This window comes from Streptomyces sp. SCPE 10 (assembly GCF_051980735.1).
Taxonomy (GTDB): Bacteria; Actinomycetota; Actinomycetes; order Streptomycetales; family Streptomycetaceae; genus Streptomyces; species Streptomyces misionensis.
Map to the genome: position 1 here is coordinate 1,580,491 of NZ_CP197069.1, position 15,143 is coordinate 1,595,633.

Here is a 15,143-nt window from a genome sequence, read left to right on the forward strand (position 1 = left end):
TTCTTACTTCTCCTCAGTGCGGTTGGCGGCGGCGGGCTCGTTGCCGCCGAGCAGCAGGTACAGGACGGCCATCCGGATGGACACGCCGTTGGCGACCTGCTCCACGGCGGTGCAGCGGTCGGAGTCGGCGACCTCGGCGGTGATCTCCATGCCGCGCACCATCGGGCCCGGGTGCATCACGATGGCGTGCTCGGGCAGCTTGGCCATGCGGTCGCCGTCGAGGCCGTAGCGCCGGGAGTACTCGCGCTCGGTGGGGAAGAACGCGGCGTTCATGCGCTCGCGCTGGACCCGGAGCATCATCACCGCGTCGCACTTGGGCAGCGTGCTGTCGAGGTCGTAGGAGACGGCGCAGGGCCAGGACTCGACGCCGACCGGCAGCAGGGTGGGCGGGGCGACCAGGGTGACCTCGGCGCCGAGGGTGTGCAGCAGGTCGACGTTGGAGCGGGCGACCCGGCTGTGCAGCACGTCGCCGACGAGAGTGACGCGCTTGCCGGCCAGGTCCTGGCCGAGCCCGGTGTCCCGGCCGACCAGGCGGCGGCGCATGGTGAAGGCGTCCAGCAGGGCCTGGGTGGGGTGCTGGTGGGTGCCGTCGCCCGCGTTGATCACGGCGGCGTCGATCCAGCCGGAGGTGGCGAGACGGTAGGGCGCGCCGGAGGCGCCGTGCCGGATGACGACGGCGTCGACGCCCATCGCCTCCAGGGTCTGGGCGGTGTCCTTCAGGGACTCGCCCTTGGACACGCTCGACCCCTTGGCGGAGAAGTTGATGACGTCCGCGGACAGGCGCTTCTCGGCGGCCTCGAAGGAGATCCGGGTGCGCGTGGAGTCCTCGAAGAAGAGGTTGACGACGGTGCGGCCGCGCAGGGTCGGCAGCTTCTTGATCGGCCGGTCGGCGACCCGGGCCATCTCCTCGGCGGTGTCGAGGATCAGGACGGCGTCGTCGCGGGTGAGGTCGGCGGCCGAGATGAGATGACGCTGCATCTGTCAGGCTCCGTAAGGCAGTTCAGGAGGATTGGGGCAAATCGCGGCGTCCGCGGGTACGCCGAAGCGACCCTTGTGCGCCTGACTTGCTACTGGTCGGCCGGCTTCACACCGAGCAGCACGGTGTCGCGACCGTCCTCCTCGGCGAGCTGGACCTTGACCGTCTCCCGCAGCGACGTGGGGAGGTTCTTGCCGACGTAGTCGGCGCGGATCGGCAGCTCCCGGTGGCCGCGGTCGACCAGGACCGCGAGCTGCACCGCGCGCGGGCGCCCGATGTCGTTCAGGGCGTCGAGGGCGGCGCGGATGGTGCGGCCGGAGAAGAGCACGTCGTCGACGAGGACGACCAGCTTGCCGTCGATGCCGTCACCGGGGATCTCGGTGCGGGCCAGCGCACGCGGCGGGTGCATGCGCAGGTCGTCGCGGTACATGGTGATGTCGAGGGAGCCGACCGGGATCGTGCGGTCGGTGATCTGCGCGAGCTTGGCGGCCAGCCGCTGGGCGAGGAAGACGCCGCGGGTGGGAATGCCGAGGAGCACCACGTCGTCGGCGCCCTTGGCGCGCTCCACGATCTCGTGGGCGATACGGGTCATGACCCGCGCGATGTCCGGGCCCTCGAGGACGGGGCGGGCATCGATCGCATGCTCATGGGCGTGCGTGTCCATAAAAAACGGACCTCCTTCTCCGCCTCACGGGACGGACCTTAAAGGACGTCGGAATTGCGCCAACCACGGTACCAGGTCATCGACCGAGGTCTTGTCACCCGCTTGGCCTAATCGGACATCACTACCACGGAAGCGTCGGGGTGGCCCATTCGGCTTGACGCACAAGTGTCACGCTGCGTAACCTCACAGTGAGTTACCAAACGCGCGGCGGGAAGACAGCCGGCCGCGTCGACACAGTGTCCGGGGAGCTATATGTCCAGCGAATACGCCAAACAGCTCGGGGCCAAGCTCCGGGCCATCCGCACCCAGCAGGGCCTTTCCCTCCACGGTGTCGAGGAGAAGTCCCAGGGTCGCTGGAAGGCCGTGGTGGTGGGCTCGTACGAGCGCGGCGACCGTGCCGTGACCGTGCAGCGCCTCGCCGAGCTGGCCGATTTCTATGGCGTTCCGGTACAGGAGCTCCTGCCGGGCACCACGCCGGGCGGCGCCGCCGAGCCGCCGCCGAAGCTGGTCCTCGACCTGGAGCGGCTGGCCACGGTGCCGGCCGAGAAGGCGGGACCCCTCCAGCGCTACGCGGCGACGATCCAGTCCCAGCGCGGCGACTACAACGGCAAGGTCCTCTCCATCCGCCAGGACGACCTGCGCACACTCGCCGTCATCTACGACCAGTCCCCCTCGGTCCTCACCGAGCAGCTGATCAGCTGGGGCGTGCTGGACGCGGACGCCCGCCGCGCGGTCGCCACGCACGAAGAGGCGTGACGGCGTAGACCTGCCAGCAGAAACGTGTCGCCGGGGTGGCCGGAACTCTATGGTTCCGGCCACCCCGGCGACGTTTTCTCACGACGGTTCCGGCCGCCTCCCGGCCCTGGGCGCGCGGCACGGCTCAGGGGCGCGGACGACCGCGCGACAGGCCATGGAGAACCCATGGCGCCGTCTCACGGTCGCCCACGCCCCTGTCGTGGCTTCTTCGGCCGAGCGGGCGCAGCCGGTGACTAGGCCCGGCGCAGCGAAGGCTTCAGCTCCTTGAGGCGGCCCAGCAGACCGTTGACGAACGAGGGCGACTCGTCGGTCGAGAACTCCTTCGCCAGCTGCACCATCTCGTCCAGGACGACGGCGTCCGGGGTCTCGTCGACCCAGATCAGCTCGTACGCGCCCAGCCGCAGGATGTTGCGGTCCACGACCGGCATCCGGTCGAGCGTCCACCCGACCGCGTACTGGGCGATCAGCTCGTCGATGCGCCGCGCGTGCTCGGCGTAGCCCTCGACCAGCTGCATCGTGTACTCGCTGACCGGCGGCTGCCGGGTGTCGGACCGGGACAGCCGGACCCAGTCGGCGAGGACCGTCAGGACGTCGGCGCCGCGCTGGTCGCCCTCGAAGAGGATCTGGAAGGCGCGCTTGCGGGCCGTGTTGCGGGCAGCCACGGTTAGCTGTTCACCCGGCCGAGGTAGTCGCTCGTACGGGTGTCGACCTTGATCTTCTCACCGGTGGTGATGAAGAGCGGGACCTGGATCTGGTGGCCGGTCTCCAGGGTGGCGGGCTTGGTGCCGCCGGTGGAGCGGTCGCCCTGGACGCCCGGCTCGGTCTCCTGGACGGTCAGCTCGACGGCGGCCGGCAGCTCCACGAAGAGCACCTCGCCCTCGTGCTGCGCCACGGTGGCGGTGAAGCCCTCGATCAGGAAGTTGGCGGCGTCGCCGACGGCCTTGCGGTCGACCATCAGCTGGTCGTAGGTCTCCATGTCCATGAAGACGAAGTAGTCGCCGTCCATGTACGAGAACTGCATGTCGCGCTTGTCGACAGTGGCCGTCTCGACCTTGACGCCGGCGTTGAAGGTCTTGTCGACGACCTTGCCGGACAGCACGTTCTTGAGCTTGGTGCGCACGAAGGCCGGGCCCTTGCCGGGCTTGACGTGCTGGAACTCGACGACGGACCAGAGCTGGCCGCCTTCGAGCTTGAGCACCATGCCGTTCTTGAGGTCGTTCGTGGAAGCCACGGTTGCGGAATCTCCTGGACTGACGTACGACCCCGGGTCACGCGCTACAGCGCGAGCAGCTCCTTGGTCGTGATGGTGAGTAGCTCGGGTCCGCCGTCCGCCTCGGGGCGCACGACGAGCGTGTCATCGATCCGGACACCGCCCCGGCCCGGGAGGTGGACCCCCGGTTCGACGGTGACCGGCACGCAAGCGTCCAGTTTACCCATGGCCGCGGGCGCCAACTGCGGGTCCTCGTCGATTTCGAGTCCGACACCGTGACCGGTCAGCGGTGGCAGGGCCTCCGCATAGCCCGCGGAGTCCAGCACATGGCGTGCCGCGCGGTCCACGTCACGGTAGGCGGCGCCGGGCGCGAGGGCCTCGCGGCCGGCCCGCTGCGCGGAGAAGACCAGGTCGTACAGCTGGATCTGCCAGTCCGCCGGGGAGGTGCCGATGACGAAGGTGCGGCCGATCTCGCAGCGGTAGCCCCGGTAGGTCGCGCCCAGGCACACGGAGAGGAAATCGCCCTCCTCCACGCGCCGGTCGGTGGGCCGGTGGCCGCGGCGGCCGGAGTGCGGGCCGGTGGCCACGGAGGTGGGGAAGGCCGGCCCGTCGGCGCCGTGGTCGACCAGGCGGCGCTCCAGCTCCAGCGCGAGGTGCCGCTCGGTGCGGCCCACCAGGATGGACTCCAGCAGCTCACCGAGGGCCTGATCGGCGATCTCGGCGCCGATCCGCAGGCAGGAGATCTCCTCCTCGTCCTTGACGATCCGCAGCTGCTCCACGGCGCCGCCCACGTCGCCGAGGCGCAGGGCGGGCGCGGCGGCGGCGATGGCCCGGTGTCTGCCGACCGTCAGATGGTGCTCCTCGACGGCGAGGGAGTCCGCGCCCTGGCCCTGGGCGAGGCCCGCGGCGGTCACGGCGGGGTCGGCGCCGCCGTGGGCGGGCAGCACGTGCACCCGCAGGGTGTCGTCGGGGCGGCCCTCGAAGGGGCGGTCGTCGGGCGGTCCCGAGCAGACCAGGAGGTCCTCTTGGCTGCCGAGGAGCAGCACGGCGCCGTGCGGGGCGGCGGCCGCGAGGTAGCGCACGTTGGCGGGACGGGTGACGAGCGCTGCCGCGGTGCCGGCCGCGTTGAAGTGGTCCCGCAGTCGGGATCGGCGGTTCGCGTACACCTCTGACATGAGATGAGCGTAGGAGTTTTATGCCGTTTGTGCCGTTTTTGGGGGCCGAGTGGGGCGTGGGGACGGTGCCCCGCGGGCCGGGGCGGGCGGCCCGGTGCTCACCAGCTCGGGGGGCTGGCTATCGCCCTCGCCAGGACCTCGTCCAGCACACGTGCCGTCCCCGGGACGTCCAGCTGTGAGTTGTCGATGATCGGCAGGCCCGAGCCGTACCAGCCGGCCATGCGGCCGTGGATGCGGGCCACCTCCTCGTCGGTGAGGCGGCGGTTGCCGGTGCGTTCGGCGTTGCGCTCCAGGACCACGTCCAGGCCGGGCAGCAGGACGACCGGGAGCAGGCCCGGGCCCACATGGCGCTTCCAGCCGCCGAGGCCGACGACCGGGCGGTCCGGGAAGACGGCGTCGTCCAGGATGCAGGAGATGCCGTTGGCCAGGAAGTTCCGCGCGGCGAAGCCGCAGGTGCGGCGGGCCAGCCGGTACTGGGCCTCGGAGTGGTCGTTCCAGCCGGACTGGGGGTCGGCGAAGCCGGAGCGCACCCATTCGCGGACGTCGTCCAGGCTGATGTGGGCGGTGGGCACGCGGCGGCGGTCCGCCCAGTAGCGGGCCACGCTGGTCTTGCCCGCACCGGCCGGACCGATCAGCAGCACGGCCAGGGTGGTGGTCGTCGCATCGGGCACCGCGGTGGTGGTCGGGGCCGCCGTGGGCACGCCGACCGGTCCGCCGGGCGGCAGATGCACATGGCCGGTGACGTCGGAGGGGGCCGGGGGCGCGGGCGCCTGCCGCGGGGGCGCCGGCGGTATCGGGCCCGAGCGGGCCGGGGCGGGCGGCGGACCGGCGGGCGCGGCCGGCCCCGGCTGTCCCGGGGGCGGGAACGGGCCGGAGGGGGCCTGCGGGCGCGGCCGGCCCGGCGGGGGCGGCACGGACGGGCCGGGGAAGCCCGGGGGCGGCGGGGGCGGGGACGACGGTCCCTGGGGCGGGCCGGGATGGTGTGCGGCCGGCGGCCAGCTGGTGTGCGGCCGGTGCCCCGGCTGGTGGGGCGGCGGCAGCGGAGAACCCACTGCGTGCTGCATCCGTTGCCACTCCGTCTCGTACAGGCAGTTGGCTGCGGGGGCGAGGCCCCGCTCCTTCCCGAACGGTACCGTCCCCGGCCGTCGTTCGGTGAAACGGCCGGGGTGGGTCCGAAGTGCCCGACGGGGCGGGGGAAGCGGCGCGGCCCGCCGGGAGCGGGCCGCGGGGGGCCGGCCGTGCGAGGGACCGGCCGCGGCGGGGCTACTCGCCCACTTCTCCGTAGGCGGCCAGCAGCACGGCCGGGTCGGGTCCCTCCAGGACGGTCGGCTTGGCCAGGCCGTCCAGGACGATGAAGCGCAACAGGTCGCCGCGGGACTTCTTGTCGACCTTCATGTTCTCCACCAGCTTGGGCCACTGGTCGTAGCGGTAGTGCAGCGGGAGACCGACGGACTCGAGGATCGCGCGGTGGCGGTCGGCGGTCGCGTCGTCCAACCGGCCGGCGAGACGGCCGAGTTCGGCGGCGAAGTGCATGCCGACCGCGACCGCGGCGCCGTGCCGCCACTTGTAGCGCTCGTTCTTCTCGATGGCGTGGCCGAGGGTGTGACCGTAGTTGAGGATCTCCCGGCGGCCGGACTCCTTCAGGTCCGAGGAGACGACCTCGGCCTTCACCCGGATCGAACGCTCGATCAGCTCGGCCGTGTGCGGACCGGCCGGGGTGCGGGCGGCCTCGGGGTCGGCCTCGATCAGGTCGAGGATCACCGGGTCGGCGATGAAGCCGGCCTTGATGATCTCGGCGAGTCCGGAGACGTAGTCGTTGACCGGGAGGGAGTCCAGCGCCGCCAGGTCGCACAGCACACCGGCCGGCGGGTGGAAGGCGCCCACCAGGTTCTTGCCCTCGGGGGTGTTGATGCCGGTCTTGCCGCCGACCGCCGCGTCCACCATGGCGAGCACGGTGGTCGGTACGGCGATCCAGCGCACCCCGCGCAGCCAGGTCGCGGCCACGAAACCGGCGAGGTCGGTGGTCGCGCCGCCGCCCACGCCGACGATGACGTCGGTGCGGGTGAACTGCGACTGGCCGAGCGCCTTCCAGCAGTAGGCGGACACCTCGGCGGTCTTGGCCTCCTCGGCGTTGGGCACCTGGATGGCGATGGCCTCGTAGCCCTGCTCGGCCAGGTCGGCGCGGAGCGCGTCGCCGGTCTCGGCCAGCGCCTCGGGGTGGATCACCGCGACCCGCTTGGCCTTGTCGCCGATCAACCCGCCCAGTTCGCCCAGGAGTTGCCGGCCCACCAGCACCTCGTAGGGGTCGGTGCCGGCGGTGCCGGCGACCTCGATCCGGGTGACTGCCTCGCTCATGCCTTCTTCAACTCCAGTGCGTCCAGCGCCGCTTGCGCGACCTCTTCGGGGGTGCGCCCGTCCGTCTCCACGACGGCGGTGGCGACCTCCTCGTACAGATGGCGCCGGGCCTCCATCAGCTCCCGCCACTGCTTGCGCGGGTTGACCGCGAGCAGCGGACGGGCCACGTTCAGACCGGTGCGCCGCACCGCCTCCTCCACGCCCATGGAGAGGTAGACCACCCGATGCCCGGCCAGCAGCGCGCGCGTGCCGGGGTCCAGGATCGCACCGCCGCCGAGCGCGAGGACGCCCTCGTGCCCGGCGAGCGCGGCGGCCACGGCCGCCTTCTCCAGCGCCCGGAAGGACTCCTCGCCCTCGTCCACGAAGATCTCGGAGATGGTCCGGCCCTCGGCGGCCACGATGTCGTCGTCGGTGTCCCGGTAACCGCTGCCCAGCCGCTCGGCGAGCAACCGGCCGACGGTGGACTTGCCCACACCCATCGGACCGACCAGGACGACCTGCGGGGCGGTCATCGGATCGCGAGGTTGTCGAGGTACGAGCGGACGTTGCGCCGGGTCTCGGCCACCGAGTCGCCGCCGAACTTCTCCGCGACCGCGTCCGCGAGCACGAGGGCCACCATGGCCTCGGCGACGATGCCCGCGGCCGGCACCGCGGAGACGTCGGACCGCTGGTGGTGGGCCTGGGCGGCCTCGCCGGTGGCCACGTCCACGGTCCGCAGGGCGCGCGGCACCGTCGCGATCGGCTTCATCGCCGCCCGCACCCGCAGCAGCTCACCGGTGGACAGGCCGCCCTCGGTGCCGCCCGCGCGCCCGGAGACGCGCCGGATGCCCTCGGAGGTGGCGACGATCTCGTCGTGCGCCTTCGAACCGGGCACCCGCGCCAGCTCGAAGCCGTCGCCGATCTCCACGCCCTTGATCGCCTGGATGCCCATCAGGGCACCGGCCAGACGCGCGTCCAGCTTGCGGTCCCAGTGCACGTGCGAGCCGAGGCCCACCGGGACGCCGTAGGCCAGCACCTCGACCACGCCACCGAGGGTGTCGCCGTCCTTGTGGGCCTGGTCGACCTCCGCGACCATCGCCTTGGACGTGTCCGCGTCCAGGCAGCGCAGCGGGTCCTCGTCCAGCTTCGCCACGTCGGCCGGCGTCGGGTAGACCCCCTGCGGGGCCTTCACGGAGCACAGCTCGACCACGTGGGAGACGATCTCGACGCCGGCCGTCTCCTTCAGGTAGGAGCGGGCGACCGCGCCGAGCGCCACCCGGGCCGCGGTCTCCCGGGCCGAGGCGCGCTCCAGGATCGGACGGGCCTCGTCGAAACCGTACTTCTGCATGCCCGCCAGGTCGGCGTGACCGGGCCTCGGCCGGGTCAGCGGCGCGTTGCGGGCGAGCCCGTCGAGGATCTCGGCGTCGACCGGGTCGGCCGACATGACCTGCTCCCACTTCGGCCACTCGGTGTTGCCCACCATGATCGCGACCGGCGAGCCGAGGGTCAGCCCGTGCCGGACGCCACCCAGAAAGGTGACCTCGTCCCGCTCGAACTTCATCCGCGCACCGCGGCCATAGCCGAGCCGCCGCCGCGCCAAGTGGTCCGCCACCATCTCCGTGGTGATCGGCACGCCGGCGGGAAGGCCCTCCAGCGTCGCGACAAGTGCGGGACCGTGGGACTCCCCCGCGGTCAGCCAACGCAGCCTGCTCAACGGTGCTCCTCAGTGTTCGCGCCCGGTACTGCCCTGCGTACGCGTGTCCTCGCGTCGGTGACGGCGTGACCGGATGCGCGACGCCGGTCCGCCACCCCCGATCCTCCCACGTCCGGGGCGGCTGTCCGGCTCCCGGTCCAGCAGGCGGACGGGTCCGGCCCGCTCAGCGGGCGGCGAGCGCCCGTTCCCCGGCCCGCCGCATGGCCTCCAGCGGGGCCGGGGCGCGGCCGGTCATCTGCTCGACCTGGAGGACGGCCTGGTGGACCAGCAGGTCGAGGCCGCCGACCACGGCGCCGCCGTACATGGACCAGCGGGCCGCCAGCTCGGTGGGCCAGGGCTCGTAGAGCACGTCGAAGAGGGTGGCGGGACGTTCGGGCACGGCGGCGGCGAGGGCGTCGGTGGTGCCGGCCGGGGTGGTGGCGATCACCAGCGGGGCGCGCAGCGCCCGCGCCGCCTCCGACCAGTGCGCCGTGCGCACGTCCACGTCGAGGCGGCGGCCCCACTCGCGCATCTCGGCGGCCCGGGCCTCGCTGCGCACATAGGCGACGACCTCGCCGGTGCAGATCCGGGACAGCGCGGCGAGCGCGGAGGAGGCGGTGGCGCCCGCGCCGAGGATCGCGGCGGAGTCCACCTCCTCGACGCCGTGCTCGCGCAGCGCGGCCACCATCCCCGGGATGTCGGTGTTGTCGCCGCGGGTGCGGCCGTCCTCGGTGAACACGACCGTGTTGACGGCGTCCACCGAGGCGGCCGTCTCGCTGATCTCGTCGAGCAGCGGGATGACCGCCCGCTTCAGCGGCATGGTCAGGGACAGCCCCGCCCACTCGGGTCCGAGCTTCTCGAGAAAGCCCGGCAGCGCGGCCTCGTCGACCTCGAAGCGGTCGTACGACCAGCCGGTGAGCCCCAGCTCGGCGTAGGCCGCCCGGTGCAGCACCGGGGAGAGCGAGTGGGCGATGGGCTGTCCGAGCACGGCGGCCCGGCGGGCGTCAGTTGCCCGAGGTGGCATTGAACTTGTCCTTGAGCTGCTTGAATTCTTCGTAGGTCTTGGCGAATTCGGTATTGGTCGTACCGTCGGTCGCCACGAAATAGATCCAGCCGTCGTGAGTCGGGTTCAGCGTCGCCTTGAGCGCGTCCTCGCCGGGGTTTCCGATGGGACCGGGCGGCAGGCCCTTGTGCGTGTACGTGTTGTACGGGCTCTGGTTGCTGTTGATGTCCTTCTCGGAAATGTGGATGTTGCTGGTGCCCTTGAGGTAGTTGTACGTCGAGTCGAACTGGAGCAGCTGGTTCGTCTCGGTGTTGGTGGGCTTCAGGCGGTTGTAGACCACTTCCGCCATCTTGCGGAAGTCGTCGTGGGTCTTGCCCTCCGCCTGGACCAGGCTCGCGACCGTGACCAGTTCGAACGCGTTGTGCAGGCCCAGCGACTTCGCCTTGGCGTCCAGGCCGTAGGCGGCGTACCTCTCCTTGGCCTGGGCCACCATCTGCTTGAGGACCGCGTCGGGTTTCATGCCCTTGGCGGCGGCGTAGCTGCCCGGGAAGAGGAAGCCCTCCAGCGGGTCCTTGATATTGCTGTCGCTGGAGACCCAGGACGGCAGGCCGAAGGTCCGGTACTCCTTCGCGGCGATCCTCTGGGTCGTGCCGGCGGCCAATTGGAGTTTCTTGTCGATGTCCTGGTACACACCGGCATTCCGCTCGCCCGGCCGCACCATCACATTGTTCTGGCTCTTCGGGTCGAGCATCATCCGCACGGCACTGGCGGCGGACATCTCCTTTTTCAGGAGATAGGCGCCGGCCTGGATCGAGTCACCGCCCGGTGTGGTCCCCTGGGCGTGCACGAAGGCCTCGGCGCTCTTGACGACGCCGGCCTCCTTGAGGCGCCGTCCGATGTCCCAGCCGCCGGCGCCCTTGGGGATCTCCACGGTCACCGTCTCGCCGGTGCCGTCGCCCGCGTAGTCCGGGGCCGGAGCGAAACGGTTCTGGTAGAACTTGTAGCCGTAGTAGCCGACCCCGCCGAGGCCGCCGCCGAAGACCAGGACGACGACCATGCAGGCGCAGCCGGTGCGGCGCTTCTTGCTCTTGACGGGCTTCCGCCCCTTGCCGGCGCGCCGCTCGGCGCGGCCGGCCCGCTCGTGCGGCTCGGCGTCCTCGTCGTCATCGCCGCCGCCCGCGAAGAAGGCGTGCTCCTCCTCGTCGTCCACGGCGGGGTCCGGCCCGGGTTCGGCCTCGGGGCGTCTGCGGCCGGGCGGCTCCGGCGGCGGGTACGCGTCCTCGGCGGCGTAGAAGTCGGGCTGCTCGGCGCCGTAGGCCACCGGATGCTGCCCGTAGGGGTCGCCGGGGTCGGCGGCGTAGGGCACCTGGCCGTGGGTGCCGGTCGCGTCCCAGCCGCCCTGGTGGCCGGGCTGGGGGTGCTGGCCGGGCTGCGGGTGCTGGTCGGGGTACTGGGGGTCGTACGGGGTCTGGCCCTGGTCGGCGTAGTACGGGTACTGCTGACCGTCGTAGCCCGGCTGGGGCATCTGCTGCCAGTCGCCGTGCTGCGGCTGCTGCGGGTACTGCTGCTGCGACCGGCCTCCGTAGGCAGCCTGATGACCGGCGTACGCCTGCTGCCCTTCCCATCCGCCGTCCCCGTACAACGGGTCCTGCGGATGCCACGGTTCGGAGCCTGGGCCCCGGCCATACTCAGTCATCGATCCCCTAGAGCCGCGAGGCCGACGGTCACGCGGCCAGTGGACCGGCTTCCGCTCCGCCTCTTGCTGTGCGGCGGCTGTTCGAACACCGTCGCATCGCGCGGAACGTTACCGTATCGCGATCAGATGACCACTTCGACGCCCTCACCGGGTGCTTTACCTGACACCCGTTCGGATTCCAGGGCCTGCTGGAGGATGACCACGGCGGCGGCCTGGTCGATGAAGGCGCGGCCCTTCTTGGACTTCACGCCCGACGCCCGCAGTCCCTGACTGGCCGTCACCGTCGTCATCCGCTCGTCCACCAGGCGCACCGGCACCGGCTTGATGCCCTGGGCCAGCTCCTGGGCGAAGGCGCGGACCTTGACGGCGGCCGGGCCCTCGCCCCCCTTGAGGGAGCGAGGCAGACCGACGACAACCTCGATCGGCTCATACTCCGCCACCAGTTGACGCAACCGGCGGTGGGCGGCGGGGATGTCCCGGCCGGGGACCGTCTCCACCGGGGTGGCGAGGATCCCGTCGGGGTCGCACGAGGCGACCCCGATCCGGGCGTCCCCGACGTCGATCGAAAGCCGACGTCCTCTGCGCATTTCCGACCGTTTCCTTACTGGGCTATCACTTGGCGGTCTCGGCGACGAGACGCTCGACGGCCTCGACGGCCTCGCCCACGGCGGCCGGGTTCTGGCCGCCGCCCTGGGCGACGTCCGGCTTGCCGCCACCGCCGCCGCCGAGGGTCTTGGCGGCGGTGCGCACCAGGTCGCCGGCCTTCAGACCGCGCTCGCGGGCGGCCTCGTTGGTGGCGATCACGGTCAGCGGCTTGCCGTTGTTGACCGTGAACAGGGCGACCACGGCGGCCCGGCCGCCCTGGATGCGGCCGCGCACGTCGAGGACCAGCTTGCGCAGGTCGTCCGGCGTGGTGCCGTCCGGCACCCGACCGGTGACCAGGGCGACGCCCCGCACGTCCTTGGCCGAGTCGGCGAGCCCGCCGGCGGCCTGGAGCACCTTCTCGGCGCGGAACTTCTCGATCTCCTTCTCGGCGTCCTTCAGCTTGCCGAGCATGGCGGCGACCTTCTCCGGCAGCTCCTCGGAGCGGCCCTTGAGCAGTTCGGTCAGCTGGTTGACGACCGTGTGCTCCCGGGCGAGGAAGTTGTAGGCGTCCACGCCGACCAGGGCCTCGATACGGCGCACACCCGAGCCGATGGAGGACTCGCCGAGCAGCTTGACCAGGCCCAGCTGGGCGGTGTTGTGCACATGGGTGCCGCCGCACAGCTCCTTGGAGAAGTCGCCGATGGTCACCACACGGACCCGCTCGCCGTACTTCTCGCCGAACTCGGCGATGGCGCCCTGCTTCTTGGCCTCGTCGATGCCCATGACCTCGGCGTGCACGTCGAGGTCGCGGGCCAGCACCTCGTTGATCTTCTGCTCGACGTCGGTCATCACGGCCGTCGGCACGGCGGACGGCGAGCCGAAGTCGAAGCGGAAGCGGCCGGGCTGGTTCTCGGAACCGGCCTGGGCGGCCGTCGGGCCGAGGGCGTCGCGCAGGGCCTGGTGGGTGAGGTGGGTGGCCGAGTGGGCGCGGGCGATGGCCTTGCGGCGGCGCACGTCGATGGAGGCGTGGGCCTTGGCGCCGACGGTGACCTCGCCGACCTGGACGACGCCCTTGTGGACGTAGACGCCCGGCACCGGCTTCTGGCAGTCGCGGACCTCGATCACGGCACCGGAGTCGACCTTGATCCGGCCGGTGTCGCCGATCTGGCCGCCGCCCTCGGCGTAGAAGGGGGTGCGGTCGAGGACGACCTCGACCTCGTCGCCCTCGGTGGCGGCCGGCGAGGAGACGCCGTCGACCAGGAGGCCGACGACGGTGGACTCGCCCTCGGTGTCGGAGTAGCCGATGAAGTCGGTGGCGCCGGCGCTGTCGGCGATCTCGCGGTAGGCGCCGAGGTCGGCGTGGCCGGTCTTCTTGGCCTGGGCGTCGGCCTTGGCGCGCTCGCGCTGCTCCTTCATCAGCCGCCGGAAGCCGTCCTCGTCCACGGACAGCCCCTGCTCGGCGGCCATCTCCAGGGTGAGGTCGATCGGGAAGCCCCAGGTGTCGTGGAGCAGGAAGGCCTTCTCGCCGGAGAGGACGGTGCCGCCGGACTGCTTGGTCTCGGTGACGGCGGTGTCCAGGATGTTGGTGCCGGCCTTCAGCGTCTTCAGGAAGGCGTTCTCCTCGGCGACGGCGACCTTCTCGATGCGCTCGCGATCGGTGATCAGCTCCGGGTACTGCTGGCCCATCATGCCGATCACGGTGTCGATCAGGTCCTTGACGACCGGACCGGTGGCGCCCAGCAGCCGCATGTTGCGGATGGCGCGGCGCATGATGCGGCGCAGCACATAGCCGCGGCCCTCGTTGCCCGGGGTGACGCCGTCGCCGATGAGCATGACGGAGGTGCGCATGTGGTCGGTGACCACGCGCAGGGAGACGTCCGAGTCGTGGGAGTCGCCGTAGCGGACGCCGGTCAGCTCGGTGGCCTTGTTGATGACGGCCATGGAGGTGTCGATCTCGTACATGTTCTGCACGCCCTGCAGAATCATGGCGAGGCGCTCCAGGCCGAGGCCGGTGTCGATGTTCTTGCTGGGCAGGTCGCCGAGGATCTCGAAGTCGTCCTTGCCGGTGCCCTCGCCCCGCTCGTACTGCATGAAGACGAGGTTCCAGATCTCCACGTACCGCTCGTCGTTGACGGCCGGGCCGCCCTCGACGCCGAACTCGGGGCCGCGGTCGTAGTTGATCTCGGAGCAGGGGCCGCAGGGGCCGGGGACGCCCATGGACCAGAAGTTGTCCTTCTTGCCCAGGCGCTGGATGCGCTCCTTGGGTACGCCGACGACCTCGTGCCAGATCTGCTCGGCCTCGTCGTCGTCCTGGTAGACGGTGATCCACAGGCGCTCGGGGTCGAGGCCGTAACCGCCCTTGTCCAGGGAGCTGGTGAGCAGCTCCCAGGCGTACTTGATGGCGCCTTCCTTGAAGTAGTCGCCGAAGGAGAAGTTGCCGCACATCTGGAAGAACGTGCCGTGGCGCGTGGTCTTGCCGACCTCTTCGATGTCGGGCGTGCGCACGCACTTCTGCACGCTGGTGGCGCGGTCGAACGGCGGCTTGACCTCACCCAGGAAGTAGGGCTTGAAGGGCACCATGCCGGCGGGGACGAGGAGCAGAGTCGGGTCGTCCGCGATGAGCGACGCCGAAGGGACGACGGTGTGCCCGCGCTCCTCGAAGAAGCTCAGCCAGCGGCGGCGAATCTCGGCCGACTCCATCAGTGGTCCTCATTCCGGTTGTACGAGTACATCGGGGCTTCGATGTACTTCGGGTTGCTGCGGTTGTTCTCGATGGCGGCGAACCGCCGGGGCGCGGGGAGTCCGGGGCTCTCCTCGATGCCGAGGGCCTCCTGGAGCTCCGCCTCCCGCTGGGCCATGTTGTCGCGGACGTCGGTGGCGAAGCCGACCGCGCGGTCCTTCAGGCGCTGCCCGGTCTCCAGGGCCTTGTTGGCCGCGGTGGCGGCCAGGCTCTCCGGGGTCAGCTGCCGGATCTTGCGGTTGACCTTGGTGGTGGCCCAGACGCCGGCGGCGACGCCGGTCGTGAACCAGAACGTACGACGGAACATCGCT

The 15,143-nt window shown here is 71.3% G+C and carries 15 protein-coding genes; 1 reads left to right on the top strand and 14 read right to left on the bottom strand.

The window, feature by feature from the left end:
- Window positions 1-3: 3 nt before the first annotated feature.
- Both ACSP97_RS07395 and pyrR read right to left on the bottom strand, forming a co-directional pair.
- Complete coding sequence (locus ACSP97_RS07395) at window positions 4-978, bottom strand: aspartate carbamoyltransferase catalytic subunit (RefSeq protein ID WP_355328630.1); 975 nt, start codon at window positions 976-978, stop codon at window positions 4-6.
- Between the two features lie 89 nt (window positions 979-1,067).
- Window positions 1,068-1,640 carry a bifunctional pyr operon transcriptional regulator/uracil phosphoribosyltransferase PyrR gene (pyrR, locus tag ACSP97_RS07400; RefSeq protein ID WP_355150004.1) on the bottom strand — a complete coding sequence of 191 codons (573 nt, stop codon included), beginning with the start codon at window positions 1,638-1,640 and terminating at the stop codon, window positions 1,068-1,070.
- A 252-nt stretch (window positions 1,641-1,892) separates the two neighbouring features.
- Between pyrR and bldD the strand changes: the two genes are divergently transcribed.
- Window positions 1,893-2,396 carry a transcriptional regulator BldD gene (gene bldD, locus ACSP97_RS07405; RefSeq protein ID WP_014671524.1) on the top strand — a complete coding sequence of 168 codons (504 nt, stop codon included), beginning with the start codon at window positions 1,893-1,895 and terminating at the stop codon, window positions 2,394-2,396.
- A 233-nt stretch (window positions 2,397-2,629) separates the two neighbouring features.
- On the opposite strand, the gene nusB is transcribed toward bldD, so the two are convergent.
- The 12 genes from nusB to ACSP97_RS07465 form a co-directional block, all read right to left on the bottom strand.
- Window positions 2,630-3,058, bottom strand: a complete 429-nt coding sequence (gene nusB, locus ACSP97_RS07410) for a transcription antitermination factor NusB (RefSeq protein WP_046423695.1) — start codon at window positions 3,056-3,058, stop codon at window positions 2,630-2,632.
- A gap of 2 nt (window positions 3,059-3,060) precedes the next feature.
- Complete coding sequence (efp, locus tag ACSP97_RS07415) at window positions 3,061-3,627, bottom strand: elongation factor P (protein WP_070030057.1); 567 nt, start codon at window positions 3,625-3,627, stop codon at window positions 3,061-3,063.
- A gap of 44 nt (window positions 3,628-3,671) precedes the next feature.
- Entirely contained in the window at window positions 3,672-4,781 is a 1,110-nt protein-coding gene (locus ACSP97_RS07420; protein WP_388313416.1) for an aminopeptidase P family protein, read from the bottom strand.
- Between the two features lie 98 nt (window positions 4,782-4,879).
- Window positions 4,880-5,845, bottom strand: coding sequence for a Pro-rich N-terminal domain-containing protein (locus ACSP97_RS07425; RefSeq protein ID WP_355149999.1), 966 nt, complete (start codon window positions 5,843-5,845; stop codon window positions 4,880-4,882).
- 199 nt (window positions 5,846-6,044) lie between these two features.
- Window positions 6,045-7,136 carry a 3-dehydroquinate synthase gene (aroB, locus tag ACSP97_RS07430; protein WP_355149997.1) on the bottom strand — a complete coding sequence of 364 codons (1,092 nt, stop codon included), beginning with the start codon at window positions 7,134-7,136 and terminating at the stop codon, window positions 6,045-6,047.
- Window positions 7,133-7,648 (bottom strand): shikimate kinase, encoded by a 516-nt coding sequence (locus ACSP97_RS07435; protein ID WP_382014814.1) that lies wholly within the window; start codon window positions 7,646-7,648, stop codon window positions 7,133-7,135. The genes aroB and ACSP97_RS07435 overlap by 4 nt, the downstream gene beginning before the upstream one ends.
- On the bottom strand, window positions 7,645-8,829 hold the full coding sequence (gene aroC, locus ACSP97_RS07440; protein ID WP_355149993.1) for a chorismate synthase: 1,185 nt from the start codon (window positions 8,827-8,829) through the stop codon (window positions 7,645-7,647). The genes ACSP97_RS07435 and aroC overlap by 4 nt, the downstream gene beginning before the upstream one ends.
- A 163-nt stretch (window positions 8,830-8,992) precedes the next feature.
- Window positions 8,993-9,832 (bottom strand): shikimate dehydrogenase, encoded by an 840-nt coding sequence (locus ACSP97_RS07445; protein WP_355149991.1) that lies wholly within the window; start codon window positions 9,830-9,832, stop codon window positions 8,993-8,995.
- Window positions 9,813-11,507 (bottom strand): endolytic transglycosylase MltG, encoded by a 1,695-nt coding sequence (gene mltG / locus ACSP97_RS07450; RefSeq protein ID WP_355328637.1) that lies wholly within the window; start codon window positions 11,505-11,507, stop codon window positions 9,813-9,815. Before mltG ends, ACSP97_RS07445 begins: the two co-directional genes overlap by 20 nt.
- Before the next feature lie 122 nt (window positions 11,508-11,629).
- Window positions 11,630-12,094, bottom strand: a complete 465-nt coding sequence (gene ruvX, locus ACSP97_RS07455; RefSeq protein WP_355525459.1) for a Holliday junction resolvase RuvX — start codon at window positions 12,092-12,094, stop codon at window positions 11,630-11,632.
- Window positions 12,095-12,119: 25 nt separating this feature from the next.
- Window positions 12,120-14,792: an alanine--tRNA ligase gene (alaS, locus tag ACSP97_RS07460; RefSeq protein WP_355149985.1), complete on the bottom strand. Its 2,673-nt coding sequence runs from the start codon at window positions 14,790-14,792 to the stop codon at window positions 12,120-12,122.
- Window positions 14,792-15,139 carry a hypothetical protein gene (locus tag ACSP97_RS07465; RefSeq protein ID WP_355149983.1) on the bottom strand — a complete coding sequence of 116 codons (348 nt, stop codon included), beginning with the start codon at window positions 15,137-15,139 and terminating at the stop codon, window positions 14,792-14,794. The genes alaS and ACSP97_RS07465 overlap by 1 nt, the downstream gene beginning before the upstream one ends.
- Between the last annotated feature and the right edge of the window lie 4 nt (window positions 15,140-15,143).